Origin of the sequence: Leptospira johnsonii (assembly GCF_003112675.1) — a bacterium.
GTDB lineage: Bacteria > Spirochaetota > Leptospiria > Leptospirales > Leptospiraceae > Leptospira_B > Leptospira_B johnsonii.
The window spans coordinates 1,238,471-1,262,267 of sequence record NZ_BFAY01000011.1 but is presented as its reverse complement, the minus strand read 5'-3'; the positions used below and the strand labels follow the sequence as shown (position 1 = coordinate 1,262,267).

25 protein-coding genes are annotated in these 23,797 nt (G+C 40.2%); 5 read left to right on the top strand and 20 right to left on the bottom strand.

Going from position 1 to position 23,797, the window contains the following annotated elements:
• Window positions 1-328: 328 nt before the first annotated feature.
• From LPTSP_RS14825 to LPTSP_RS14750, 16 genes are all read right to left on the bottom strand, one after another.
• The gene (locus LPTSP_RS14825) at window positions 329-979 is read right to left on the bottom strand and encodes a hypothetical protein (protein WP_108929455.1); all 651 of its coding nucleotides are present in this window, start codon (window positions 977-979) and stop codon (window positions 329-331) included.
• Window positions 980-994: 15 nt separating this feature from the next.
• Complete coding sequence (locus tag LPTSP_RS14820) at window positions 995-2,113, bottom strand: suppressor of fused domain protein (RefSeq protein WP_108929454.1); 1,119 nt, start codon at window positions 2,111-2,113, stop codon at window positions 995-997.
• Window positions 2,110-2,364 (bottom strand): hypothetical protein, encoded by a 255-nt coding sequence (locus LPTSP_RS14815; protein ID WP_108929453.1) that lies wholly within the window; start codon window positions 2,362-2,364, stop codon window positions 2,110-2,112. Before LPTSP_RS14815 ends, LPTSP_RS14820 begins: the two co-directional genes overlap by 4 nt.
• A gap of 351 nt (window positions 2,365-2,715) precedes the next feature.
• Window positions 2,716-2,847, bottom strand: coding sequence for a hypothetical protein (locus tag LPTSP_RS19340; RefSeq protein ID WP_282432939.1), 132 nt, complete (start codon window positions 2,845-2,847; stop codon window positions 2,716-2,718).
• A 174-nt stretch (window positions 2,848-3,021) separates the two neighbouring features.
• The gene (locus tag LPTSP_RS14805) at window positions 3,022-3,342 is read right to left on the bottom strand and encodes a hypothetical protein (protein ID WP_108929451.1); all 321 of its coding nucleotides are present in this window, start codon (window positions 3,340-3,342) and stop codon (window positions 3,022-3,024) included.
• Between the two features lie 333 nt (window positions 3,343-3,675).
• Entirely contained in the window at window positions 3,676-5,217 is a 1,542-nt protein-coding gene (locus LPTSP_RS14800) for a thiolase C-terminal domain-containing protein (protein ID WP_108929450.1), read from the bottom strand.
• An 18-nt stretch (window positions 5,218-5,235) separates the two neighbouring features.
• Window positions 5,236-5,667: a MaoC family dehydratase gene (locus LPTSP_RS14795; RefSeq protein WP_108929449.1), complete on the bottom strand. Its 432-nt coding sequence runs from the start codon at window positions 5,665-5,667 to the stop codon at window positions 5,236-5,238.
• A gap of 27 nt (window positions 5,668-5,694) precedes the next feature.
• The gene (locus LPTSP_RS14790) at window positions 5,695-7,311 is read right to left on the bottom strand and encodes an acyl-CoA dehydrogenase family protein (protein ID WP_108929448.1); all 1,617 of its coding nucleotides are present in this window, start codon (window positions 7,309-7,311) and stop codon (window positions 5,695-5,697) included.
• A 21-nt stretch (window positions 7,312-7,332) separates the two neighbouring features.
• Window positions 7,333-9,225, bottom strand: a complete 1,893-nt coding sequence (locus tag LPTSP_RS14785) for an AMP-dependent synthetase/ligase (RefSeq protein ID WP_108929447.1) — start codon at window positions 9,223-9,225, stop codon at window positions 7,333-7,335.
• A 147-nt stretch (window positions 9,226-9,372) separates the two neighbouring features.
• Window positions 9,373-9,561 carry a cysteine-rich CWC family protein gene (locus LPTSP_RS19360; RefSeq protein ID WP_108929446.1) on the bottom strand — a complete coding sequence of 63 codons (189 nt, stop codon included), beginning with the start codon at window positions 9,559-9,561 and terminating at the stop codon, window positions 9,373-9,375.
• Window positions 9,562-9,669: 108 nt separating this feature from the next.
• Window positions 9,670-11,757: an NAD-dependent DNA ligase LigA gene (gene ligA, locus LPTSP_RS14775; RefSeq protein ID WP_282432938.1), complete on the bottom strand. Its 2,088-nt coding sequence runs from the start codon at window positions 11,755-11,757 to the stop codon at window positions 9,670-9,672.
• Window positions 11,758-11,773: 16 nt separating this feature from the next.
• Window positions 11,774-12,751: a M23 family metallopeptidase gene (locus tag LPTSP_RS14770; RefSeq protein WP_108929445.1), complete on the bottom strand. Its 978-nt coding sequence runs from the start codon at window positions 12,749-12,751 to the stop codon at window positions 11,774-11,776.
• Between the two features lie 46 nt (window positions 12,752-12,797).
• Window positions 12,798-14,168, bottom strand: coding sequence for a cytochrome P450 (locus tag LPTSP_RS14765; RefSeq protein WP_108929444.1), 1,371 nt, complete (start codon window positions 14,166-14,168; stop codon window positions 12,798-12,800).
• 118 nt (window positions 14,169-14,286) lie between these two features.
• Entirely contained in the window at window positions 14,287-14,670 is a 384-nt protein-coding gene (locus LPTSP_RS14760; RefSeq protein WP_108929443.1) for a hypothetical protein, read from the bottom strand.
• A gap of 12 nt (window positions 14,671-14,682) precedes the next feature.
• Window positions 14,683-15,195, bottom strand: coding sequence for an RNA polymerase sigma factor (locus LPTSP_RS14755; protein ID WP_108929442.1), 513 nt, complete (start codon window positions 15,193-15,195; stop codon window positions 14,683-14,685).
• Window positions 15,196-15,205: 10 nt separating this feature from the next.
• A complete protein-coding gene (locus LPTSP_RS14750; protein ID WP_108929441.1) occupies window positions 15,206-15,784 on the bottom strand; it encodes a Spy/CpxP family protein refolding chaperone in 579 nt (192 codons plus the stop codon).
• A gap of 186 nt (window positions 15,785-15,970) precedes the next feature.
• On the opposite strand from LPTSP_RS14750, the gene LPTSP_RS14745 reads away from it, so the two are divergent.
• Entirely contained in the window at window positions 15,971-16,696 is a 726-nt protein-coding gene (locus LPTSP_RS14745; protein ID WP_108929440.1) for a SanA/YdcF family protein, read from the top strand.
• Here the strand turns inward: LPTSP_RS14745 and LPTSP_RS14740 are convergent.
• On the bottom strand, window positions 16,693-17,637 hold the full coding sequence (locus LPTSP_RS14740) for a GDP-mannose 4,6-dehydratase (RefSeq protein ID WP_108929439.1): 945 nt from the start codon (window positions 17,635-17,637) through the stop codon (window positions 16,693-16,695). The two genes, LPTSP_RS14745 and LPTSP_RS14740, sit on opposite strands and share 4 nt — an antisense overlap.
• 81 nt (window positions 17,638-17,718) lie before the next feature.
• On the opposite strand from LPTSP_RS14740, the gene LPTSP_RS14735 reads away from it, so the two are divergent.
• From LPTSP_RS14735 to LPTSP_RS14720, 4 genes are read left to right on the top strand one after another with little or no spacing between them, the layout of a single operon-like run.
• Window positions 17,719-18,723: an LIC_10202 family protein gene (locus LPTSP_RS14735; RefSeq protein ID WP_108929438.1), complete on the top strand. Its 1,005-nt coding sequence runs from the start codon at window positions 17,719-17,721 to the stop codon at window positions 18,721-18,723.
• On the top strand, window positions 18,720-19,820 hold the full coding sequence (locus LPTSP_RS14730; protein ID WP_108929437.1) for a glycosyltransferase: 1,101 nt from the start codon (window positions 18,720-18,722) through the stop codon (window positions 19,818-19,820). The genes LPTSP_RS14735 and LPTSP_RS14730 overlap by 4 nt, the downstream gene beginning before the upstream one ends.
• Window positions 19,817-20,890, top strand: coding sequence for a glycosyltransferase family 4 protein (locus LPTSP_RS14725; protein WP_108929436.1), 1,074 nt, complete (start codon window positions 19,817-19,819; stop codon window positions 20,888-20,890). The genes LPTSP_RS14730 and LPTSP_RS14725 overlap by 4 nt, the downstream gene beginning before the upstream one ends.
• A complete protein-coding gene (locus LPTSP_RS14720) occupies window positions 20,874-22,169 on the top strand; it encodes a glycosyltransferase family 4 protein (protein ID WP_108929435.1) in 1,296 nt (431 codons plus the stop codon). Before LPTSP_RS14725 ends, LPTSP_RS14720 begins: the two co-directional genes overlap by 17 nt.
• 3 nt (window positions 22,170-22,172) lie before the next feature.
• Here LPTSP_RS14720 and LPTSP_RS14715 read toward each other — a convergent pair whose 3' ends face one another.
• From LPTSP_RS14715 to LPTSP_RS14705, 3 genes are read right to left on the bottom strand one after another with little or no spacing between them, the layout of a single operon-like run.
• Window positions 22,173-22,493 (bottom strand): DMT family transporter, encoded by a 321-nt coding sequence (locus tag LPTSP_RS14715; protein ID WP_108929434.1) that lies wholly within the window; start codon window positions 22,491-22,493, stop codon window positions 22,173-22,175.
• Complete coding sequence (locus tag LPTSP_RS14710) at window positions 22,490-23,305, bottom strand: inositol monophosphatase family protein (protein ID WP_108929433.1); 816 nt, start codon at window positions 23,303-23,305, stop codon at window positions 22,490-22,492. The genes LPTSP_RS14715 and LPTSP_RS14710 overlap by 4 nt, the downstream gene beginning before the upstream one ends.
• A gap of 12 nt (window positions 23,306-23,317) precedes the next feature.
• On the bottom strand, window positions 23,318-23,659 hold the full coding sequence (locus LPTSP_RS14705; protein ID WP_108929932.1) for a YkvA family protein: 342 nt from the start codon (window positions 23,657-23,659) through the stop codon (window positions 23,318-23,320).
• Between the last annotated feature and the right edge of the window lie 138 nt (window positions 23,660-23,797).

The window sequence follows — 23,797 nt, the reverse complement described above, 5'->3', positions numbered from 1 at the left end:
CACTATCCAAGAGCTTTACTGATCTATCATGTTATATGAAGAGCATTAAAGATCTAATACATGGAGGACGTCAATGGTTGCAAAAAAGAAAGCAGTCAAGAAAGCAGCTAAGAAAAAAGTAGCAAAGAAAAAAGCTGCTAAGAAGAAAGTTGCGAAAAAGAAATAAGTAACTTCAACAACATCTCTTCCGTATTTGTTTATGGAAGAAATGAAGCTTAAAACCCGCTTCTTAGAGGCGGGTTTTTTCTTTTATAGCCCTTCTTTATAAGTATTTTCCGATTTTTTAAGAGGTTATGTTGTAAAAATACAACACTTTAGCGTGATCAACTTAAAGATTTATGTATTTAAGCACGTCTTTCATCTCATCTCTGAAATCCGGCATTGCATTTCCGTAATTTTTAACTAGTTTAGCCTCTCCTTCTTCCGAAATTTCGAATAATCTATACTCTTTTTCGGTCTTAGGTGAGTTCTCTAGCTTAAAAAACTTAACTGCATGCTTGCTATAACGGTTATATGCAGTGAATTTATGATAATAGAAGCCTTCTTTCTTAGAATTTACCGGATAAGGAAGGTAATACTCTGCTCCTAAAACTAAAACATTCGGTGTTACCACTGCCATTCTAGTCCAAGTAGCAAGATTTAAGGGGTAATTCTCTTCTAGATAAGCCTTTTTATGGTTCTTTTCCCATACACTAAGGATCTTTTTGCGACTTTCATCCGCTTGTTTATATCTTTCCAAACCATTCAAACAGATTTCCATCAAGGAAAGAAGCTGCAACGACTCTGAATTGGATGATTGAAGTTCTTTTTGGACTAGTTTTTTAGCGGAGATGAAGTCCTGAGAGTAAATATTCTCCCAAATTTTTTCGATATTCGCCGCTGAACTCTTTTCCTGAGCCTTTAAGTTTAGATTTAAGAAACTAAACGTTAAGAATACAGTCAGAAGAATTAAATATCGCTTAGAGATAAAGGCCTTCATTCAAAAACGGTCCGATCAAATTGTAGATTGTCTTTCCGGATTATGGATCCACTTGGATTGAGTAGAATCCAATAAAGAAAAGAACTCTTCCGCTCCTCTTTCTTCGATAAAGACTCTTTCTTCTTCTGAAATCGGGATTAAGGCCAGAAATTTGATCGGATTTCCTCTTTCGGACTTTAGTTCAGTCAATTCAGGGAATCCTTCTTCTTTTCCTATCTCTCTGATTGCAAGAGAACTAAAACTTAAGTACAAAGCTTCCGGATCTCTTCTGTTCATCGCGATAGAATGCCCATGTCCAAACCATTTGCTCATGACCCAAGGATAACGAATGATCTCACCAATTTGATGAGGGACCCAACTTTCGGATCTATCTTCGTCTGAGACTTTTACCGCGCAGACTAACTCCACTCTAGCATAGTTTTCGTAATCTTTTCTGTACAACTCTACAGAAGGAAGGTTTTGTGCGCTCATTCCTACTGTAGAATATACATAAACACCCGGCATATTCTTAGGAGCGAATCTTACTATCCCTAGTTGAGGATATTTTCCACCGTCGGCAGACCAATACTTATCATGTTTGCCAAATACGTATTCTAGGTAAGCAAGTCTGGATTCTTGTATATTCTTCCAAATTCCTTTTGTAGATCTATATTCCCAAAAATTTCTGTCTTGGTTGATACGATCCGGGATCACTCCGTATTCTGTGTTTCCCAAAGGATAAGCGGTGATTGTGTCCGCTTTTGTAAATTTAGAATATCCATGAAATCCTTTGATTCCAGACCAAGGAGGAAGATATGCGATCAATTCTTCTTTATAAAATAAGGAGACTCCGTTTCCTTCTTCCGACCAAATAAAATGGATCTCTTTAGGATCGAATTCAGGTTGGCCTTTAGGATCGGTAACTTCTTCTTCCGTTAAGAATGGTGCAAGTCCTGACCTTAGATCTAGATCGGTTCTTGTTTTAGGTGCGTCTATACGATTGCATACCCATACGGATTTGATCGCAAAATCGGGGCTTTCTTCCGCTTGTAGATAGAGATAAACGGTTCTTCCGTCGTCTTCCAAATACGCGGTTAAGGATCCGTAAGGATTAGCTTCTTGGTATAAAATTTTAGGTTCAGCAGTTTGGTTCATTTAATCGGAATGTCCACGATCCTGGAATTGAATTCGTCCAGACGGTGCTGGATCTTCTTCTCCATATCCTTTTCGAAAAGAATATCAGGAAAATAGGCGCTGGCATTTAGAAGCCCTGTTAACTCCACCGTATTCCATTTTTGGTACGTTCTTAAGCTGTCCCAAACCAGAATGGGAATACGCTCCCCTTCTTTTTTACATTTTACGAAGGTATCTATCGCTTTGATAGGTGTGAGTAATTTGTTCTTCATAGAAGTTGAAATCCGCCCAAGGCCATTATCCCTGGTATCCAGAAGGATTCAAGTCGGTTCCAACATTAACGAGGTGAGAAAAACGAAGGCCAGGGCATCCTTTCGCCTGGCGCTTGACCGCAGGTTAACGGTGAAGGAAGTTACGTAAAGGTTCTACAAATACCTTTTCTCGGGTCTTTCTTTCCTTATATTGTTCGAAAAGAATCAAGAAAAGGGCCGTTGCTAAAAACATCGTTTCCATAGTTCATTTCGACGGAGATAAGCATAAATTCCTACTTCACCTAAGTCGGTTTTTTGGAAAAAAATTTCATTCCAAATCGAAAATTTATCCCTGGAAGGTAGGGGATACTTTCAGGATAAAGCTTGTTTTGCAGCGTCCTTAAGTTGTTTGATCAATCTGGATCTTAGCTTGTCCGGAATTTTAGTGGAGATCTCTAAGGTTTGAACGAATATCTCGGCGGCCAAATCTACCATTTCGCTCATTTTAACGTCGTTATCCCTAGGGATATGCACGTTTTTTGTCCTGGTTGAAGAGGACTTTGCCCGTTTAACTACCTTCTTTTTAGGGGAGGGTTTCTTTTTCTTTTTTTGGACCATTGTTAATGAGTGCTTCGGGTCCGTACCTTATCTTCTCCCGATTCGTATTCTACTCGGATTTTATTCCTTTTCTAAAAAAATTCCGAGTACCCTATAACTATCCACATGATCCATCGATAGGCTTTTACTTCCGGGTCTATCGGAAACGGGTCGTTCCGTGGAGATTAAAACTTCTTCTCCCCTTTGCCATTTACCTTCCGATTCGGAGACATAGAAAAATTTGGAATATTTTCGTAAGTCCAAACAATCTTCCACCGTTTCCCAATGCGCGCAAAGGGAACGGTTTTCCTCAGTATGTTTGGAATCAGGCACTAAGATCCTTTCTTGTCCAAGAAAGGTCCTAACTTCTCCAGTTCGAATGTTCTCCGCAGTGATAAACAAGAATATCGTCCCCTATAAAAAGATCAAATCACGGAAACGGTTCTCACATTTTCTTTTCAGATTCCCGTTTTTATCCGGGGCTAGACGACTTCAAGTATTAGACTGAAATTTTGACCGCCTTGTTTTAGGATCCATTTCAGACCTCGAAGTGTTTCCGCTTTCCGAGAAAAAATCTGACGGAATGGAATTTGAACGTACTTCAAGTTTGGAAATTTTTTTCCAAAAACAAAGTAAAAGTTTCTCTTCTTAAAACAATTCTAATCAATTTTTTTTCAGATTTCTGCGAAGAATATTAGAAAAAATCTATTTAGTTTTGCAAGACGAACGATCGATTTATAAAAGTATAGCCTTCCATCTTCGGCCTTCTTTTTCTATTTTCACCCTAGTTCTGTCGTATTGCAATTCGTCCCCGGACTTGCGAATGGTACCATCCTTCTCGTGGATGTTTGCAAGAACGAAACGATCTTCTCCTAACTTGATCAGAGCTAAAGAATAAGGAGGTTTCCAAGAGAAGCCTGGATTCATATTAACTGTTGTAGCAGACCAGACGACACCTTCTTCTCCAATATCCGCACCTGGTTTGTTCAAAGTAAGAGGAGAAAGTTCCGGAGCTTTGGATTTTCTATCGCTCGAAGGACGCTCCGAGGAGAATAACGCGATTGAATTGATACTATCTATTCCGCCATTCCCTCCCAAGAGTGATACATTCGGAGAATGCGCCGGAATTTTTCCCGAATCAGCAACCTGAGCATAAAGCCCGTATTGAACCGCGATATCCACAAGCCCCGTAGCAGCAGAGATGGACATAGCAGCCTGGTAGTTGAGAATGCCACCCATCTGGTTGATAGGGATCTGCTTTCCATTAGAAAGTTTTAATGAAGAAGTCTTGAGAGAATTAACCACGTCCTTTTTGCCCAATTTAAAATATTGAGCGGACTGTTGGATAACTTGTCCCGGGAAACAATCATAGATCCAAGCGTAATCCACTTCTTCTCTTTGGTAACCTGATTGAGCAAAAAGTTTTTCGGCGGAATTTCTAGAAGGAGAATCAAATCCACCTTTTAGAATGAAATATTCACTATGAGCGGTGTGAGAAGCTCCCACAAGATGCAAAGGTTTTAGATCTTTTCGAATCAAACCTTTTGATTTCCATTCTTCCGCTTTTTGTTCGGAAACTAAAATAGTAGCAAAGCCATGATCGGTTACAATAGCGATCATTGGAGTCGGATAAGGATCCGAAATAGGACGAGACATTTGTTTTTCAGTGATCTCTTGTCCATAATAGAATGCTCTTGGATTTCCGATCGCATTAGATCTGAATTTTTGAGTGATCTCTTTTAGATCGTCCAGACTGATCCCATCTTCAAACATCATCCTTTTCATCAGGAGTCCGTACATAGCAATTAGGGTGGCGCCAGTATCCAATTCGAATTCAGGATGACATACTGTTTCGTTTACCATCTTTAGATCGGAAACTTGACGAAATGCCGATTTAGGAATATCTGCAGCGGCTACGAGCACAACTGCATCAGGATTATCCACTAAGATGGTCCTTGCTTGTCCAATTGCTCCGGTAACACTCGCGCCTCCCAAATCGATCACATGGGCTTTCATTCCAGTGTATCCAAGCTCGTTCGCAATTCGTACTGTGTGTCCGTAACCTCCCTTTCCCAAAGAAGCTGCTTCTATACTTACAAAGTCAGTAATCTCAGAGGCCAATGTTTCATTTTTCATTCCTAAAAAATCCAAAAGTGTAGCTATGGATTTTTTATAATGTTGAAAAACTTTTTGAGACCCGCTCCACGATTTGTATTCTTCTTCCGAAAAATCTTTGATCGTGCTGTCAGCGACTCCTAATAGAACGGGGAAACTCATGTATAACTCCTGAAAATTCTAAGCTTGGGCAGAAGGAGGCAGAACTTTACATTCTCCCTTGCCGATTGTTTCTTTTTTTTGGTTGGTCCACTCTATGTTCATGGAGACTGCTTTTAGTCTTGGGATTTTTTCTTTCACGGTGACTGTGCAAGTAATCGTATCTCCAGGATACACAGGTTTGCGGAATTTGGTTAATGTTTCTAAAGCTACTGTTCCTAACCCGGGAAGTTTCATCCCGAGCACAGGAGCTAATAGAGAAGCGGCAAGTCCACCGTGAGCGATCCTAGTCCCGAACACTGTGGTCTTTGCATATTCTTCGTCCACATGTAGAGGATTAAAATCCCCGCTGATCCCTGCGAATATATAGATATCCGTTTCAGTAATCGTTTTTGTGAAACTCGCCTTATCCCCTATTTGTATTTCGTCGTAAGTCTTTCCTCTTTCGTACATTCCGATTTCCTTATTCTTTTTTGTGGATTAAGCGAGTTGTGCGCCTAAGACCCCGTTTTTCAGGAACTCCACACAATCAGCCACTTCTTTTTCCACGGAAGGAAGTTCAGAGAAAAGTCTCATCAGATTTTTGGTTTTTTCAGCATCTAGTTCTTTTAAGAAATGTACACTTTTGAAAAATCTGCATCCGGCATAGAAGGTAAGTATTTTTAGATCTCTAAGTCTATCTTCCGATTTGTACTCAGAAGTAGAATTTGCCGTGTCCCAGAATCCTAACTGAACTGTGGTGACGAATACTGCAAGATCCGCAAATCCGAATTCCAGAGCTTGTTTTTTCTTTCTGTCGGAATGTTCTCCGGCTGCTTTCAATAATTCTTTTGCAGCAGTGAGGACTCTCTCTTCGGGAGTGTTTGCTAGAATTTTTTCCGCCTTAGCTCTGATCTCTTCTGGTTGGGATTGTTGTAGGACGTCCATCAACTTCTCGAAACCTTTGTAAGTGGAAGATATAATACTTTTTTGGACTTCAGTAGTTCCTCCACCGATTGTGCCGAGTCTTACGTCTCTATATTGGCGGCTTACATGACATTCTCTCATATAACCCATTCCACCATGGATCTGAACAGCATCGCTTGCTAACTCTTCTGCAGTTTCCGTAACAAAAACTTTTAATGCAGAACTTTCGAACGGAAGGCTCGCAGTTGGATCTTGGTCCTTCTTATTCGCCACGAAATAGATCAATCTTCTGGAAGCACAAAGATACGCCCAATTACGTGCGATTTTTTCTTGTACTCCGAAGAAGGATAAGATCGGCTTTCCGAATTGGTGACGCTTCCAAGCGTAATCCAAACAAAGTTCCAATCCGAATTCCATTCCACCTGGAACTGCTGCGACTAGAACTGTTCTTTCCCATTCGAGTGTTCCTTTTCCGATACGAACGAAACCTGAGTTTAGAGGACCTAAAAGATTTTCGTCCGGTACGAACATATCTTGGAAAGAAAGTTCTGCAGTCATGGAAGTATTGTGCCCTAACTTCTTAAGGACTTTACTTACATGAAATCCTTTCATATTGGATTCTACTATGAATGCAGAAACTCCCATCGGCCCTCTGGACTTAGTAGTTCTCGCCATTACGATGAATACTTGTCCATTCGGTCCGTTGGTGATAAACAGTTTACTTCCGTTTAGAATAAAACCTCCATCCACTTTAGTCGCGAATGTATTCATTGCTGCCGCATCAGAACCGGAATCAGGCTCAGTCAACGCAAGACCGGCAATCCATTCTCCGGATGCAAGTTTAGGAAGGTATTTTTTCTTTTGAGCATCTGTTCCTTGAAAGAGAATCGGAAGAGTTCCGATAATCATATGGGCTCCCCAAGAAAGTCCGAATCCCCCGTCAAGGGAGCCAGCGTTAAACGCTTCTTGGGCAATACAACATTGTAGACAAGTGCCGCCTTGGCCTCCAAATTCTTCCGGAACAGGGATGCCTAAGAGACCCATATTCCCCATTTCCTTCCAGATATCGTCTCCCCAGACACCGTGTTCATCCCGATCTTCTACGGAAGGCAATACTCTTTCTTTTGCGAAGTCCTTTACGGTTTCGTAAAATTCCAGATCGGAGGACGTTAAGTACGGATTTAAAAACATAAATTTTCTCCCAATCCCGGTCTAATTTTTCGTTAGATCGGAAACTTCTTTTTTAAAACTTTCTAATATTTCGTTTCTTTTTATCTTTAAGGTCCTGGTCATTTCTTTGTCCGGATCGAAAGGTCTCGGAATGACATAGAACGCATTTTGAGGGATCAGCTCGAAAGATTTAAATCCTGTTTTACGAGATATTCTATCCGAAACTTCCTTCTTAAAGATCTCTCTGATCTTAGGATGAGAATTCCAAACATTCGCATCTTCCGGCAGATCAGGGAACTCGGCCTTCAATCTTTCGAAATCCGGAACGATCAGGACCACCAAATGTTTTGCCTCGTGACCTGTTACCATCACTTGGTTCACGTAAGGAGAGTTTAAAAGCTGGTCCTCAATCGGAACTGGCTCCACATTCTCTCCTCCAGCAAGCACTATAGTATCCTTTGCCCTTCCCGCAAACACCAATTCGTTTCTATAATTGAAACGCATGATGTCTCCCGTATCAAAGAATCCATTTTTATCAAAAACTACATCGTTCAACTCAGGACGTTTATAATATCCCATGAGAACCTGTTTGGATTTTACCCAAAGACTTCCTTTTCCACCCTGAGGGACTAGATTACCATGCTCGTCTTTCAGAATACATTCGTATCCTTGTATTGGAGTTCCTACAGTTCCAGGAGAAGGTTGTTTAGGCTTACGAATGGAAAGTACTGCAGAAGTTTCCGTCATTCCATAGCCTTCCAAAACGATTAACCCAATAGAGGATAAAAACTTATCCACTACCGAAGGAAGAGCGCTTCCAGCAGAAACGGATACTCTCAATCTTCCACCAAGAGCATTATGGATAGGCTTAAAGACCAAAAGAGCAAGTAACTTGAGAGGAGATAATAGGGTAAGAAGGACTAAAGCAGATAATTTGGAGAAGATCCAAACAATAAAATTAGGCTTCTCTATTCTGAAATCGTAACCGAATAGAACTCCCTTCTGGACAGCCCAAAGATTTCCGATCTTCAGGCAGAAATTAAATACTGCCCGTTTTAAGCCGGACTCCTTGGAGACCTTATTCATAATTCCATTATATAAAGATTCCCAGATCCTAGGAACGGAAGGGAATAATGTAGGTTGGAATTCCTTCAAATCCTCTTTCAAATTGCTGATATTGGAAACTAGAAAGCCTGCACCTAATTCTAAGATACAATACTCGATCGCTCTTTCGAAAGCATGCCAAGGAGGAAGAAGACTTACACCCGAATCTGCTGAAGTCAGTTGAACGAATCCAATCACTTTTTCCACAGCCGAAATCCAACCTGTTTGTGTAAGCATCACTCCTTTAGGAGCTCCGGTTGTTCCGGAAGTATAGATCAAAGTAGCGAGTTCGTTCGGAGATTTTTCTTGGAGTCTTTTGCGGATAAGTCCAGGATCTTTTGAAAGATTCGATTTTCCTTTTTCGATCAGACCTTGGATCGTATCGGCTCCAGATTTTAGATCCCCTATATCATCCTCGATCACAAAAACTTTCTTTAGACTAGGAAGTTTAGAACCTAGATTGACTAATCTTTGTTTGTCTTTTTCTTTCTGAACGATTGCGTATTTGCTTTCGGAATGATTAACAATATATAATATATCTTCGTCGACTACATCTGTTCCTCGCGGAACGGAAACTGCGCCTACAGAGACGATCGCAATATCTCCTATGATCCAGTTCTGGCTGGAATCACAAAGATACAAGATCTTATCGTCCTTTTGGACTCCTTCTTCGATCAGACCTGCAATTAAAGAATCCGTTAAGGACTTGATCTCGGAGAATGTCCTTCCTTTAATACCATCTTTCGTTCTACGGGAAAAACTTTCCTTATTCGGAAATTTAGATGCCGTCCTTTCCAGCATATCGTAAAAATACTTTTGATCAGTTTCCAAGAACTCCCCCTGAGAACACTATAAACTAGGATTTTTTCCTTACGGCGGAAACTCTACTTTGAAGGACCTATGCTTCAATCGATTTTTATTTAGATAAAAAAAACTGCATTAAGATGAACAAACGTTCACATATTATACGGCTGTTGTTCAATTATTTTGATTAACTACGTTCGTTTCAAAACGAGTTAAACAATCTTCGCATAAGCAGTCTTCGTACATTTCTCTTATATTCTTCAAAGCTTCCTGATCTAAACGAATATCGAAACACCAACAAGTTCCTTGGTCCACCCCACATTCTAAAATGCGAGAACACTGAGGGCATTTCTTTTGCGTCATAGTTCTATAGTAATGAAAGTGGAGAATTTTCAATCCTTTAGCGATATCGATATAAAAAGAGAGAAGGTAATAAAAACTATACGCGACGTATAATTTTATAAGAGACTTTTAGATCTGAATTCCGTTTTGATTTAGAATTTTTATAAACTCTTCTTCAGAAACCACTTGTACTCCTAATTCTTCTGCCTTGTCCAATTTGGAGCCGGCGCCAGGTCCTGCCAAAAGGTGAGTTGTTTTAGAAGAGATAGATCCTACTTTTTTTCCGCCGTAATAAACGACCAGATCCATTGCCTTATCTCTGGGTTGGAAATTTTCAAAAGAACCGGATACACACCAGGTCTGTCCTGCAAATGGTTGTTTGTCCGATTTTTCGATCGGATCAGCCTTCATTTTCAGTCCTGCTTTTTTCAAACGATCGATGAGAGAAAGGATCCTCTTATCGGTAAAACTCTCTTGGATAGCTTCTATCGTAGAAGGACCGATACCTGGAATTTCTAATACGCTTTCTAATTTCTTAGGACTTTTAGCAGCAGAGATAATGGAATCGATTGTATCATATCCATGTTCTGTTAGAAGTTCCGCAACTTTGGGACCTATCTCTCTCAAACCAAGAGAAGAAAGTACAAATCTAAAATCCTTCTTCTTGGATTCTTCTATCCCATTTAGAATGATGGATACGCTCTTCTCTCCATACCCTTCTTCTTCCATTAACTTTTCTTTATGAGATTTTAGAGAATAAAGATCTGCGATGTCTTTGATATACTTTTTATCATATAAAAATTCCACCTGCTTCTCTCCCAGTCCTTCTATATCCATTTGTTTACGAGAACAATAAAATATGATCCCGTTCTTTACTCGATCTGGACAGTCAGTATTCGGACAGAAATAATCCACAGAGTCTTGTTTCTTTTCGGTTTTAGTGCCGCAACAAGGACAACGAAGAGGGATCTTAAAAACTTCTTTTCCAGGAGTGACTACTTCTTCCACTGCAGGAATGATCTCACCCCGTTTGGAGATCCTTACTGTGGCTCCGATCCCTACTCCCAGTTCATCAATATAGTCTTGGTTGTGTAATGTTGCAAATGTGACCGTAGTGCCCGCTAAACTGATCGGTTCAATTTGGGCTCTTGGAGTTATCTTTCCCGTTCTTCCCACAGCATAATCGATTCCTACGATTTTACTTTCTTTCATCAAAGCATCGAACTTATAAGCACGAGCCCAACGAGGAGAATGAGAAGTATAACCCAAGGATTCTCTTTTAGAAAGATCATTTAGTTTGATCACTAATCCGTCTGTAGGAAATCCAACTTTTTCTTTTTTCTTCTTAAAGTCTTTGATCGCGGCCGGAATTTCAGATCCTTTCAGCAATTTAGTATCTGGTGGAAGAGGGAACTTTAGATCTTCTGCCTTCTTCATTACCTCTTGGTGGGTTTTGAATTTTGCCTTAGAACCTGGAAAAAAAGCATCGTAGGTAAATATTCTAAGAGGTCGCTTTGCTACATCTGAAGAATTTTTCTGTTTCAAAGAACCTGAGGATAAGTTTCGAGGATTTGCGTATCTTCCTTCAGAAGCTTCGTTAAATTCATCAAATTCGAGGAAAGTCATGTAAACTTCTCCTCTTAAGTAAATGGAAACAGTCTCTGATAATCTGAGAGGAATAGAGCGAATGGTTCTGATGTTTTCGGTAACGTCATCCCCAATCCCTCCTGTGCCTCGAGTTACCCCGTTAATTAGAATTCCATTTTCATAATATAACATAATAGAAGCACCGTCGATTTTCCATTCGACAGAATATAGCTCGTCCTGTCCCGTTTTCTGGACCCATTCCATAAGTTCTTCTTCGTTGTACGTATTTTCCAAAGAAAGAACAGGGAGTTTATGAGAAAATTTCTCGAAGTCTTTGTCCAGATCGGAGCCAACGCTTAAAGTCGGACTAGCTGGATCGGCCAATTTAGGGAATGCTTCTTCAAAAGCCTGGAGCCTCTTGAACATCTGATCGAAATCGTAATCGGATATCTCGGGAGAGTTCTTAACGTAATATAAATATTGATGATGGCGGACTTGCTCTTCTAAAGAGCGCATTTCCTTTTCCGCCTTCTTCGGATCCTTCGGAAGATCTACGGAAACTTTTTTAGACGTTTCGGTTGGCTCCTCTTTTTTAGAGGAGGTCTTTTTAGCCGGGACTTTTTTAGGCATAGTCGATTATATAAAATTAATATTGGCCGAAACCTACTTTCATATAATCCATAGGATCGGTGCGGTTCGACTCTCCAATCCATACTTCATAATGAAGGTGAGGACCGGTTACGTTCCCTGTTGCGCCCACAGTCGCGATCCTCTGTCCTTTATGGACATATTCACCTTCTCTTACTTTTAAAGAAGTGCAGTGACCGTACAAACTGTAATACCCGTTTGCATGAGCGATCACAATGTGATTTCCGTATCCTCTGTTGGAATAAATGGCTCGGTAAACTCTTCCGTCGCCGGTGGCTGCGATATCAGTACCAGGAACATTTGCTAAATCCACTCCGTCATGGAACTCCATGTATCCAAAAGTTGGAGACCTTCTCATTCCATAATAAGAAGTTAAATTATAAGATAATAATGGCTCTCCGAATGGGAGAGAATTCATGATTCCGTATCTGTTATCCAAAAAGTTAAATACGGAATCCACAAGGGCCTTGTTCTTTTCCATAGAAACTCTTACCGAGCGATATCCGTAAATTTCGGAAAGATAGGATCTTCCAAGCATTAGATCCTTATCCACCGCTTCTTCTAGCTTTAATTCGTTAGCAGCTAGGTCTTCCGAGTCTGACTCATCGGGAAGTTTAAGTAACTCGTCCGACTCACCATCGATCAAAGAATGAACTTCTTGTAAATTCTCGTTCAGACTTGCGAAATCGTCTCGGATATCTCCTAACTTTTCGCTGTATTCGATATATTCATCGAAATACTTTCCGTAAACGGAAGCAAGCGCGTTGATCTGTATCCTTGTATTATTATAACGAACAATTCCTAAAACTGCGATACCAACGATCGCGAATAATAATCCGACTAAAAAGAAGATAGTGAAGATTGAAATTTGGAAATGGAAGGACTTATCAAATCCATGGGGGATCAAAAGAACCGTCAGCCTTTGGTGACCTTTTTCTTTTACCTGGTCGATGCGTTTTTTTATCATCTTTTCCATGGTCGAAATCCCCCTGGTAGGAGGATTCCGGCCGGGAAAGATCGGGTCAAGTGGAAACTATGTTTAATAGAATTCCGTACTTCGGTCTTAATGTGACTAAAGGTTCCATAACCACAGGATGATTCGGTTCCGTTTGGAATTTATAGTTTTTGACCAACATCGATAGTATCAGGGTAGCTTCGGTTAGTGCAAAAATATTACCGATACAGATCCTTGGTCCGCCACCAAAAGGAAGATACGCGTATTTAGGTCTGTTTGCAGATCTTTCTTCGTCAAAACGATCCGGATCAAATTTGTCAGGATTTTCCCAAAAATCAGGATTTCGATGAATATTAAAAATACAGATGGAGATATTGGTCCCAGTCTCCACATCGTAACCGCCTATTTGGTCCGGACCCATCGCAGTCCTTTCGATCACCCAAGCAGGAGGATATAATCTCAAAACCTCATCCAATACTTTGCGAGTGTATGTCAATTTTTGAACATCTTCCAAACTAGGAGTCTTATCTCCTAAAACTGCATTGGCTTCTTCTCTTACTTTTTCGCAGATCTCAGGATGTTTGGATAAAAGATAAAATCCCCAAGACAATGCATTTGCAGTGGTTTCATGTCCGGCAAGAAGAAGTGTGATAGCCTCGTCTCGAACTTGGGCCTCACTCATAGTTTCTCCCGTTTCTTCGTCTTTGACTTCGAGAAGCATAGAGATCAAATCATTAGAAGGATTTTTTTTACGTTCCGCAATGAGTTCATCTACCACGGAATGCATATCTTTCAAAGCACGTTTGAGTTTTAAATTTTCAGGAGTAGGCCAGCTGAAAGGAAATGGAAAAATGCGAGTGATCCTTTTAGTCACCAATTCCAAAGCGATCTTTAAAGAATGTTCTATCCTTGTAGCATAACTTTCGACTTCCGTTCGGAACAAGGTTCTACCCACGATCGCAAACGTTAGTCGCATCATTTCCTTGGATATATCTAGGCTGGAAACTTTCTTCCAATTCTCGGAAGTCTTTTCGGTTTCCTGAGCCATGATCTCCACGAACTCGGAAATCCTTTGTTTATGGAAAGAAGGTTGAATCAGCTTTCTCTGCTTTTTCCAAAATTCTCCTTCGCTGTTTAACAACCCTTTGCCTAAAATTCTTCCGAGTTCCTTATAAAAAACTCCCTTATGATAGTTCTGGTTGTTTTCTTGAAGGACTCTTTTGATATCCTCTGGCTGAGTAATTAAATGAAAGGTAACCTGTCTCAAACCAAATCTGGCGGATTTTCCGAATTTGGACTGCATCAATTGGAAAAATCCTATTGGATCTTTTGCCAATTTAGAAACGTAAGGAAGGGCCCGGATGCCGAAAACTCCGGGAGGAAGATTCGGCTTATTCTTTTTGGTGCGACTCGAAGTCGGTTCATGCAAGGAAAACAAGAGTTTACTCCTAGTCCAAGAAGGACATTTGGATTAGTTTCACCCAACCAATCCTTGCCGCAATTCTATGTAACAACCGCTATATTAGCAAGCCGAGTTTCTATTTATTTTTGAAAACCTATCTACGCTCGAAAGAAGTTTCGATCAACGCGTCCATATCCATTAAGGAAGAAGAAGGTAAGGTAGAAGAGGAACTAGTATCCTCCTGATTGAAATCAGGGGTTTGCATACTAGTTTCGGCTTCCTCAAAGGTTCCTTCGATCTGTTCTTCTATTAAGACCTGCCAATCACCGGACTCGGATTCTCCTTCAGGCTGAAAATAAAAGGAGGATAAACCAAGACCTACGATGATAAGTCCGCTAAAGGAGAAGATGAAAAATCGCTTAAAGCTAGCGATCTTACGCCTTCTCATGATCTTTGCAGAAATATTATCGCTCCATTCGTAACTTTCTAAACGACGGAAAATTTCTTGGTCTAACTTTTCTCTGTTTCTATCTTCCATTGCAGATATTCTCTAGGTCTCTTGAAAAAAAAGTTTCTTTAGCATTTGTTTGCCTCGGAAGGATCGGGATTTCACAGTTCCTTCCGGAATTCCCAATTTCTCCGCAATCTGTTGCTCTTTGTATCCTTCGGAAACTAAAGCAAGCACAGACTTGTATTTCCAAGGAAGATTGGAAATCAGATCCTGTAACTCGATGTCCATTCCGGAATCCGAATATTCTTCCCTTGGATTTAAAATGGAATCTTGAGTAGCTTTTTCCTTCAACTTCATCGCCAGGTTTGCTTGGCGCATACGCTTCTGGTTCATTCTCAAGGATTCGTTTCTTGCGATGGTATACAACCAAGTGCTATGAGAAGATTCTCCCCTGAACTTATTGGCTGCTAAACTTTTATACGCACGGATATAAGTTTCTTGAACAACATCGTCGATGGTATCGTAAAACTCTTCGTATAAATTCTTTTTGATCGCGGAGAGTACGATATGTTTCGTACTGTCTATTAGTCCGGCAAATTCTTTTTGGTCCATTTTAGTTTCCTTATCTCAGGATGCCCGGCACAGGCAAAATTATTCTCTCGGGAACAAACAGATTCAGGGGGAACCCTGGAGCTTCCCTATGCTCCTCGGGTAGGGTAACGATTTCCTTTTCCTTCCCCCTCTTTTTTTGCTCAGAGGTTAAGACCCTTTCGATCGCGAGCCGATGCGCGATTTGGTTCATCCGGATTTCGGATGTATACCTTGCAATCGCGTTCACGAGAAGTCGAACTTTAACAAGGTCTGGATTTTCATCCATGAGCGTCAGTTCGAGTTCGACTTGTTTCGGAGAAAGTCTGCGAAGCCATCTTTCATGCTCGCTTTTATATCTCCGGTTCAGCTCAGCGATACGTTCTAGTTGGGTGTCTGTAAGAATATAACGATTTTTAAATGAATCAAGGTCACCGAATACTACTCCGGCCGCTCTTTCATTACGATAGAAGGAGACAGTGCGAATAGGTCTGGCAGTATGGAAACTAGTTTTGGTATCTTCTGAGAAAAGATACGCCGGCGTTAGGAAAACACCGGCCAGAGCAACTCTGACGAATGAATTCAGGAGATTCATGAGTCTTACTCGGTTCATAACCTAGTGTATCCTAAGACCCCAAGGTAACCGCCATGTTTCCAAATATCGATCGAAATTTTTGGTCCGAGAAAAAAAGAAAACCGGTCTCCTTTAAAGAGAACATAATTTGCGACAAAACCCGAATTTTGGGGAAAATTCCTTTTCCGAAAGCGGTTCCTTGGCGTATTCTCCCCTTAAAGTAATATGGACTTTGGACTAAAAAACCAGGAAATCCAGAAAACTCCCAGCGCCTTTTCTAAAGGAAGGCTGAGACTTGCACTTTTACTCGCCGCTGCAATTTGTATTGGGATCCCTGCTTCCATAGATCTTTCTATCGAATGGGATTACGAAAATAGAAGTACTCATGCTGGAAATTATCGTTCTCTCAAACCTGCAACTGTGGCTATCGTTCCGGGAGCTTCCGTTTACAAAGGAATTCCTTCTCCCGTTTTGCAAGACCGTCTTGATTGCGCGATAGAACTTTATAAACAAGGGAAGGTCAGGAAGATTCTTCTCTCAGGTGATAACGGAACCAGCTATTACAACGAAGTAAAGCCAATGCTCTTATATGTTTTAGAAAGAGGGATAAATGAGAAGGATGTATTTGTGGACCATGCCGGCTTTAGGACCTTGGACACATTAGTAAGAGCAAAGGAAATTTTCCAAGTCAAGGATGCGATCTTTGTCAGCCAAAGATTTCACCAGCCTAGAGCAGCATTCATTTCTAAAAAGATAGGATTGGACCTACAATCTTATGAATCCGATAGAAGGATCTATATCAGTGGACCTACGAGTAGGTTCAGGGAATTTTTCGCAAGAACCTTAGCTTGGATCGATATGAACCTGGCAAACACTGCACCCAAATACTTGGGTAAACCTTTCCCAATCGAAGGAAGCGGGGTCAAAACCTGGAAGGGTTCAGTAATCTAAGAAGAATATTCTGTTTTTCGAATATGTTCGAAAATTTCCCGGACAGCATCTTTTACTGAAATTCCGGGAGTCCATCCTAAAGATCGCAGTTTGGAATTATTTCCCAAGGATCTTTTCATTTCTGCAGGTCTCAATCTCGTCGGATCTTGTTTGGAAACTAAATTAGAATCTGCAAATTCTAAGATCCATTCCAAGACCTGAGAGATCGAAGTTTCAGTCCCGGAACATATATTATAAACTTCTCCGCTCAACCCTTTGTTTGCTAAAAGGATATAAGCTTTGACCACATCTCTTACATGTAAGAAGTCACGAGTAGGAGTTAGATCTCCGACTAAAATTTCGGAAGAAACGTTTTTGGAAATATTTTCCAATACTTGCTTGCAGAAATTTGGGACTACGAAGTTCGGATTTTGACCAATACCTATATGATTGAAAGGCCTTGCGATCACTGTTTCTATATTTTGATAAGAACGAGAATATTGAAGGCAATAAGTTTCCGCGGCAAGCTTAGAAGAAGCATAAGGATTCACAGGACTTGGAAGAAGGTTTTCTGAAACAGGAAGTTCTTCTTCCCTTAGATTTCCATACACTTCGGAAGAAGATACATATACCAGTTTTACTTTTTTACCGGAGCGTTTAAAACATTCTAAAATATTCAATGTGCCAGCCACATTGATAAGTAATGTTTCCTCAGGATTTTCGATGGATCTTGGAACGAATGTTTGTCCTGCTAAATGGAATAGTACATCCGGTGAATAGGACTCGAATACTTGTTGGAGTGATTGGATATCCCGGATATCGCAAACCTTATAGGGAAATGGAAACTCGGTATTTTTGGGATTCACGCCCAGGCCCAAAAGTTCGGACTCGGAACCTTGTGTAATTTCTCGGACCAGATAAGATCCTACAAAACCTTCCGCTCCTGTGACCAAGTATTTCATGTTTGTTATGATAAATAGAAGTAAAAATACGATTGTTTTGTCGAATAAGAAAAAAACAATCGAATAAAAGTCCGGGCTCCCATGGAAGAAAGATCTTCAGACATTATAGAAATCAAGGACAGCTCTGTCAATGTCCGCGAGCTCATGGAAGAAATAGAGTCCAGGCTTGCCAGAAGGCCAGTTTCCAAAGAAGAATTGGAAAGACTTTCTCGCTGGAAATTTTCTCCACAATCCCCTGAAGGATACAGGGAATTCGATGCTGCGGAAACGGCTCACTTATTCGAAAAAGGGATCTCCCCTCCTAAGTTCACAAATCCAAAGTTCAAGTACATCCGCGGCCCGATCCGTTGGCTGTTTATCAAACTGATCGAGCTATATGCTTTCTTAGATAAGAAACTTTCAGAGAACAGGACTCGCGCATTTTACAGCGTTTTGAATGAATTGATACTCTTGAGAGGAGATCATGAAAAACTAAAACGCAAATTCGAAAAGTTCTACAACGAGTTTGTAGAACTGAATTATAGTCTTAAAAAAGAGATCAGCCCTGAATTCGTATGGTCCAATGAATTTCTCTACGAGGAAGAAACCTTAGAAGAAAGTGAAACTCTTATTCTTTCCAGATTGAACCCTGGAGATTCAGTTCTTGCGATCAATCCTGAATGGGGAAAATTCCTAAAACAACTTTTAAAAGCGCAGATAGAATTCAAAGCAGTGACTTGGAATAAGTCACAATATTCTTATATAAAAGAACATATTACCAATTCAGTATCTCTTCTTTCTTTTGAGGAAGTTCTTCCTGAGTCTCCTCTTCCTTCTAAAATTATTTCCAACGCAAATCTATGCCTTTTGCCGAATTGGGTTTTGGAAAAACTTTTCAAAACCCTAGCTTCTAAAACTTCCAGCGGGACAGAGTTCATATTTAGATATTCCAATTATTCGAATAGAATGGTCTCTCCTTTTCAGCCGATCCTTCTGACTCAAATCAGCGAATCCGGATTCAGAGAGTTCTTACAAAAATTAGGTTTTAAGAATATAGTGGATACCAAGGCTGGAGACGGTTTCTCGGTATTTAGTTTTAGAAAATGAACGCTTATCTCCATATTTCCGAATTTAGAGATAAGGACGGGATCGGGAACGATATCAAAGGTTTAAGAGAAGTTTTAAATTCTTCCGGGATCAAAACCGAGATCGTATGCCAAACCGATCTAAGCGACGGCTCAATTAAAACCTTACAAACAGAAGAACTCCGTAACGAGAATGTTCTGTCATCCAATTCCATGCATATTTTGGAATACGGAGGTTCGGGCTATCCTATAGATTCTTTTCTTTCTTTTCCGGGCAGAAAATTCGTTCGTTATCAGAACATCACTCCTCCTAAGTTTTTTAAACCTTTCGTTTCTCAGGATATATTCAGAAGTTTCGAATTAGATTATAAGAAATCCATATTAGAATTACATAAACTTAAAAGATCAACGGAACGCTTTCTTCCCAGCTCCAAATATAGTGCCTCCAATTTGGAAGACCTGAATATAGTAAATTCCAGCGTTCTTCCAATTGTTAGAAAGTACGGATGGAAGGGAGAGAAACGAAACCGTAAGAACGGCTACACTCTTGGCTATGTGGGAAGATTGGTCCCGAGCAAAAAGATAGAAGATATTCTATTTCTTTCTTATTTTCTGAAAAGAATAGAACCTAAATATAGGATCTTACTGATCGGGAATGTTCCTAGTATTTTCGAAGATTACTTTACGAACTTAAAGCATATGGCCAGAGAACTTGGTATCGGAGGAAACATTCAATTCAGGATGGGGGTCCAAGACTCCGAGCTACCGAGATTTTGGGAGGAAATGGACGCCTATATCAGCATGAGTGAACACGAAGGTTTCGGGATCCCTCTTGTGGAAGCATTGAGTTATGATATTCCAGTTTTTGCATACGCTTGCACTGCCGTTCCGGAAACATTAAAAGATGCGGGATATCTTTTCCGAAAAAAGGATCTGAACAGTCTGGAAAAATTAGCAGAGTGGATCCATTTTATATTAGAATCCCAATCTTCCCCTCGTCCCGTAGATGGCCCACATGCTTCTTCTAAAAGGAGAGAAGTTTGTATGGATTACGATTCCATGCCTTACGGAAGAGTTTTAAAACAGATATTCACATTTAAAGAAGCGGCTACCTCATGATCTTCAGAAGAAGAGGAGTTCATCAATTCGCTGCCGGTTTTAATTTGGGGGATGCAATTTCAAACGAGATGAATTCCTTAAAGTCTGTTTTCAAAAAAATAGGATATTCTTCCGAAATTTATGCGGAGAATACCGGTCCCGGAACGGATACTTTGGTGAAAAAGTATAAGGCATATTCTTCTAACGGCAAAGATATACTGGTATATCATCATTCTATTCATTCGGATGTTTTAGAAACGGTATTAAAGCCCAAGAATTCTAAAATTCTAATATACCATAATGTAACACCTGGTCATTTTTTTGAAAAATACGATCTGAAACTTACTTACCTTCTCCGCAAAGGAAGAGAAGAATTAGAATCTTTAAGAAACAAATTCGATAAGGTATTTGCAGTTTCGGAATACAATAAATCAGAACTGTTAGGATTGGGTTTTGAAGATGTGGATGTTCTTCCGATCACCTACCAACTTCCTCAAGGTAGACAAACTCTTAAGGAAAATTTTCCAAAGAATAGACCCAATATTCCACGCTTCTTATTTGTAGGAAGAATTGCTCCCAACAAAAAACAGGATGATCTCATCAGATTCGCATTCCATTATCTAAAAGCTTATGGCCCCGAGTTCCAACTTTTTATGGTTGGATTCAGTTCGAAAGAGTTGTATCTATACAGGGAAGAATTGGAACGTATGCTCGATTTTTATAAGTTGAGAAAGAATGTGATCATCACCGATTTTTTATCCGACGAAGAATTAAAATCCATGTATCTAAACTGCGATCTTTTCCTATCTATGAGCGAACATGAAGGATTTTGTGTTCCGTTATTGGAAGCGATGGTGCATAATATCCCGATCCTTGCATTCGACGGCGGCGCGGTAGGAGAAACTCTTTCCGGTGCAGGGATCTTATTTAAAGAAAAGAGAATGGATGTGATCGTGGAGCTTGCTCATAAAATGGTGACGGATCGAAATTGGAAAGATCTGATCCTGGAAACCCAACAAAAACGACTTTCTTCCTTTTCCCAAATCAACGCAGAAACTGTATTGAGGCCTGTCCTTGCTAGACTCTCGTAGAAGATTAGCCGTTGTTACTCCTATTTTTTCGGATCATATTTCAGGTGGCTCCGAGAAACTCATCTATCAATATACTCTAATATTGTCCAAGTTTTACGAGGTAACAGTTCTTGCGAGCCGCTCGTTGGATTATATCACTTGGAAAAACCAGATCCCGATTAAAGACTTAGAGCCAGTACTTCTGGGAAAAGATCTGGAGAAGAAGGTAAGTAGAGAATGGATCGAACCAGAACCAGGGAATCGGATAAGAGTCCTCAGATTCTCCGTAGATAAAGAAAGGAATATCTCTAAGTTTAATAGATTTTCGGACAAACTGTTTCGAAATTCCGACTCGGGAAAAAGTGTCGGATCCCAAGAAGAAAAGGAAAGGATCTGGGTAGATATGCAAGGCCCTTATTGTCCTGATCTAATCCAATACATTGAGACCAACGAAAGAGATTACGACGTTTTCGTATTCGTTTCTTATCTGTATTATCCCATGGTTTACGGGCTTCCATTGGTAGCAAAAAAATCTGTTGTAATTCCAACATTACACGACGAACCGCCTGCAAAATTATCCGTATATTCTAAGCTTTTCAAAGACGACTCAGCTTATTGTTTTAATACCCTAGAGGAAAAAGCTCTTTTTCATAAATTGTACGGATACGAACCAAGTCTTGGAAATGTGATCGGAATGCATTTGGCAATTCCGGAAGAGACTGAGAAAAAAACTTCAGAGAGAAAAAATCCTCAGGACTCCTTTCAGTTCTTGTACGTAGGAAGGATAGACGAAGGAAAAGGAGTGCTGGAGATGGCACAATACTTTTCCGAATGGCAGAAAAGAAGCGGCAGAAACGACAAATTACTTTTGGCAGGAAGAGGAGATTCCAAACTTCTACAAAGAATATCAAAATTTCCTCATGTATCTCCCTTAGGTTTTGTAAGCGAAGAAGCTAAAGACGAGATCATCCGCTCTTCAGATATACTCATAAATCCTTCTCCTATGGAAAGTTTTTCCATAATTATCATGGAAGCTTGGATCCGTAAAAAAGCAGTTTTAGTCAACGGAAGATCGGACGTTCTAAGAGGACATTGTCTAAGAAGTAACGGTGGTTTATACTATTCCGACTTAGACAGCTTTTGCGCAGTCGCAGAATATTTAGTAAATCACGAAAGAGAAAGAGAAGAAATGGGGCTGAATGGTAAAAGATACGTTCAGGCAAACTTCAATCCTGATATAGTGGAAAAAAAGATCGCCCATATAGTAGAGAGATGTATCAGAAGAAGATACTCAGAATAAGCTTTAGTCTCCACCTAAAAATTTCAATCCGATCACGGACAATATCAAAGTAGAAAGAAAGAAGATCCTCCAAGCATTGATAGAATCTCCAAAGGAAAGAATTCCAATGATTGCAGTTCCTGCGGCTCCGATCCCAGTCCATACAGCATACGCAGTTCCTAGAGAAATATTCTGAGTGGCCTTGTTTAAAAAGTAAAAACTCATAACGGCAAACACGAAGAATCCGAGACCATATTTCCAATCCTTAAATCCGTCGGATAATTTCATACAAGTGGTGAAACCGACCTCGAATAACCCGGCCAACACCAATAAAACCCAACTCATATATCTAAAAACTCCTGTAAGATCTCTACCATTTTTTCATGTAATACTCCGTTAGACGCAATCAAGCTAGTCACATATGGATGGAATGTATTATTCGCATAAGTACTCAACTTACCGCCTGCTTCCTGAAGGATAGCGGCAGCTGCGGTCATGTCCCAAGGTTTTAGATCTTCTTCCCAGAATGCGTCGAACTTACCTTCGGCTACCCAACAGATATCTAAACCTGCAGATCCAGTTCTTCTCACACCTCTGGATCTTAAGATGAATTTTTTCAGATTGAAAATCAGTTGTTCTATCTTCTCTTCTCGATCGTAAGGAAAGCCTGTGCATAAGAGTGCTTTTTTGATCTCTTTGGTCTGAGTGACTTTGATAGGAGTTTTATCTTTGAATGCGCCTTCTCCTAACATAGCATGGTATACATGTCCGAGTGCTGGCATTGGAACGATCCCCATCACTGCCGATTTTTTCTCTAGATCTTCTAATCCTATACAACAGCAATAGAGAGGAATACGGTGAGAATAATTTACGGTTCCATCCAAAGGATCTATGATCCATTTGAATTGAGAATTACCTTCGTAGTTACTTCCTTCTTCTCCTAAGATATGATCGTTAGGAAATGCCTTTCTGATCTCTGAGACGATCAATTCTTCGGAACCTTTGTCTGCAATCGTGACTAGGTCCGATTCTATATTTCCCTTAAAGGAGATTTGCAGATCTTCCCTTTCGTGAGTTTTTTTCAGGAACTCCGAGATGGTTGGGACGAAGTTGAGGAAGTGCTGGTATCTGATCTTGATTTCGTTTTGGTAGCTCATTGGAGAAGTTTTTCAATTCTCCAGGGTACCCTCAGGATTGGAATCTAAAAAATCCGCGGCCTTCTTCTTATGTTCTTCTTTTACATACATGGACGCGGCTGCTAAAACGGCTGCAACCACTCCTGCATCGTCTATATAACCTGCGCCGAAAAGTATATCTGGCATCGCATCAAAAGGCGTGAGAAAATAAGCAAGTGCACCCGCAATCGTAAGTTTTGCTTTCAGGGGTGTAGAAGGATCCAACATCGCATAATACAAAGCAATTGCATCCGCAAGAAAAGGAACCTTTCCCGCGACCTTCTTCACCTTAGGCCAAAAACCTTGTTTGATCTTTTCAATTTTATCTTCTTCCATAAGCGTTACTATAGATAAGTATTTGATGTATAATTCAGGATCATCCAGCAAAAAATTTCCTTAATTTTATATTGAAAAAGAAAGCATTTAATCTAAAATTTCGTCCCACCGTTAGACTTAGTAAATTAAATCAGGAGC

Excerpts from the sequence above, each read along its gene's own strand:
- LPTSP_RS14825 (WP_108929455.1), bottom strand. The coding sequence starts at position 979 with ATGAAGGCCTTTATCTCTAAGCGATATTTAATTCTTCTGACTGTATTC.
- LPTSP_RS14820 (WP_108929454.1), bottom strand. The coding sequence starts at position 2,113 with ATGAACCAAACTGCTGAACCTAAAATTTTATACCAAGAAGCTAATCCT.
- LPTSP_RS14815 (WP_108929453.1), bottom strand. The coding sequence starts at position 2,364 with ATGAAGAACAAATTACTCACACCTATCAAAGCGATAGATACCTTCGTA.
- LPTSP_RS19340 (WP_282432939.1), bottom strand. The coding sequence starts at position 2,847 with ATGAGCGAAATGGTAGATTTGGCCGCCGAGATATTCGTTCAAACCTTA.
- LPTSP_RS14800 (WP_108929450.1), bottom strand. The coding sequence starts at position 5,217 with ATGAGTTTCCCCGTTCTATTAGGAGTCGCTGACAGCACGATCAAAGAT.
- LPTSP_RS14795 (WP_108929449.1), bottom strand. The coding sequence starts at position 5,667 with ATGTACGAAAGAGGAAAGACTTACGACGAAATACAAATAGGGGATAAG.
- LPTSP_RS14790 (WP_108929448.1), bottom strand. The coding sequence starts at position 7,311 with ATGTTTTTAAATCCGTACTTAACGTCCTCCGATCTGGAATTTTACGAA.
- LPTSP_RS19360 (WP_108929446.1), bottom strand. The coding sequence starts at position 9,561 with ATGACGCAAAAGAAATGCCCTCAGTGTTCTCGCATTTTAGAATGTGGG.
- ligA (WP_282432938.1), bottom strand. The coding sequence starts at position 11,757 with ATGCCTAAAAAAGTCCCGGCTAAAAAGACCTCCTCTAAAAAAGAGGAG.
- LPTSP_RS14770 (WP_108929445.1), bottom strand. The coding sequence starts at position 12,751 with ATGGAAAAGATGATAAAAAAACGCATCGACCAGGTAAAAGAAAAAGGT.
- LPTSP_RS14760 (WP_108929443.1), bottom strand. The coding sequence starts at position 14,670 with ATGGAAGATAGAAACAGAGAAAAGTTAGACCAAGAAATTTTCCGTCGT.
- LPTSP_RS14755 (WP_108929442.1), bottom strand. The coding sequence starts at position 15,195 with ATGGACCAAAAAGAATTTGCCGGACTAATAGACAGTACGAAACATATC.
- LPTSP_RS14750 (WP_108929441.1), bottom strand. The coding sequence starts at position 15,784 with ATGAACCGAGTAAGACTCATGAATCTCCTGAATTCATTCGTCAGAGTT.
- LPTSP_RS14745 (WP_108929440.1), top strand. The coding sequence starts at position 15,971 with ATGGACTTTGGACTAAAAAACCAGGAAATCCAGAAAACTCCCAGCGCC.
- LPTSP_RS14740 (WP_108929439.1), bottom strand. The coding sequence starts at position 17,637 with ATGAAATACTTGGTCACAGGAGCGGAAGGTTTTGTAGGATCTTATCTG.
- LPTSP_RS14735 (WP_108929438.1), top strand. The coding sequence starts at position 17,719 with ATGGAAGAAAGATCTTCAGACATTATAGAAATCAAGGACAGCTCTGTC.
- LPTSP_RS14730 (WP_108929437.1), top strand. The coding sequence starts at position 18,720 with ATGAACGCTTATCTCCATATTTCCGAATTTAGAGATAAGGACGGGATC.
- LPTSP_RS14725 (WP_108929436.1), top strand. The coding sequence starts at position 19,817 with ATGATCTTCAGAAGAAGAGGAGTTCATCAATTCGCTGCCGGTTTTAAT.
- LPTSP_RS14715 (WP_108929434.1), bottom strand. The coding sequence starts at position 22,493 with ATGAGTTGGGTTTTATTGGTGTTGGCCGGGTTATTCGAGGTCGGTTTC.
- LPTSP_RS14710 (WP_108929433.1), bottom strand. The coding sequence starts at position 23,305 with ATGAGCTACCAAAACGAAATCAAGATCAGATACCAGCACTTCCTCAAC.
- LPTSP_RS14705 (WP_108929932.1), bottom strand. The coding sequence starts at position 23,659 with ATGGAAGAAGATAAAATTGAAAAGATCAAACAAGGTTTTTGGCCTAAG.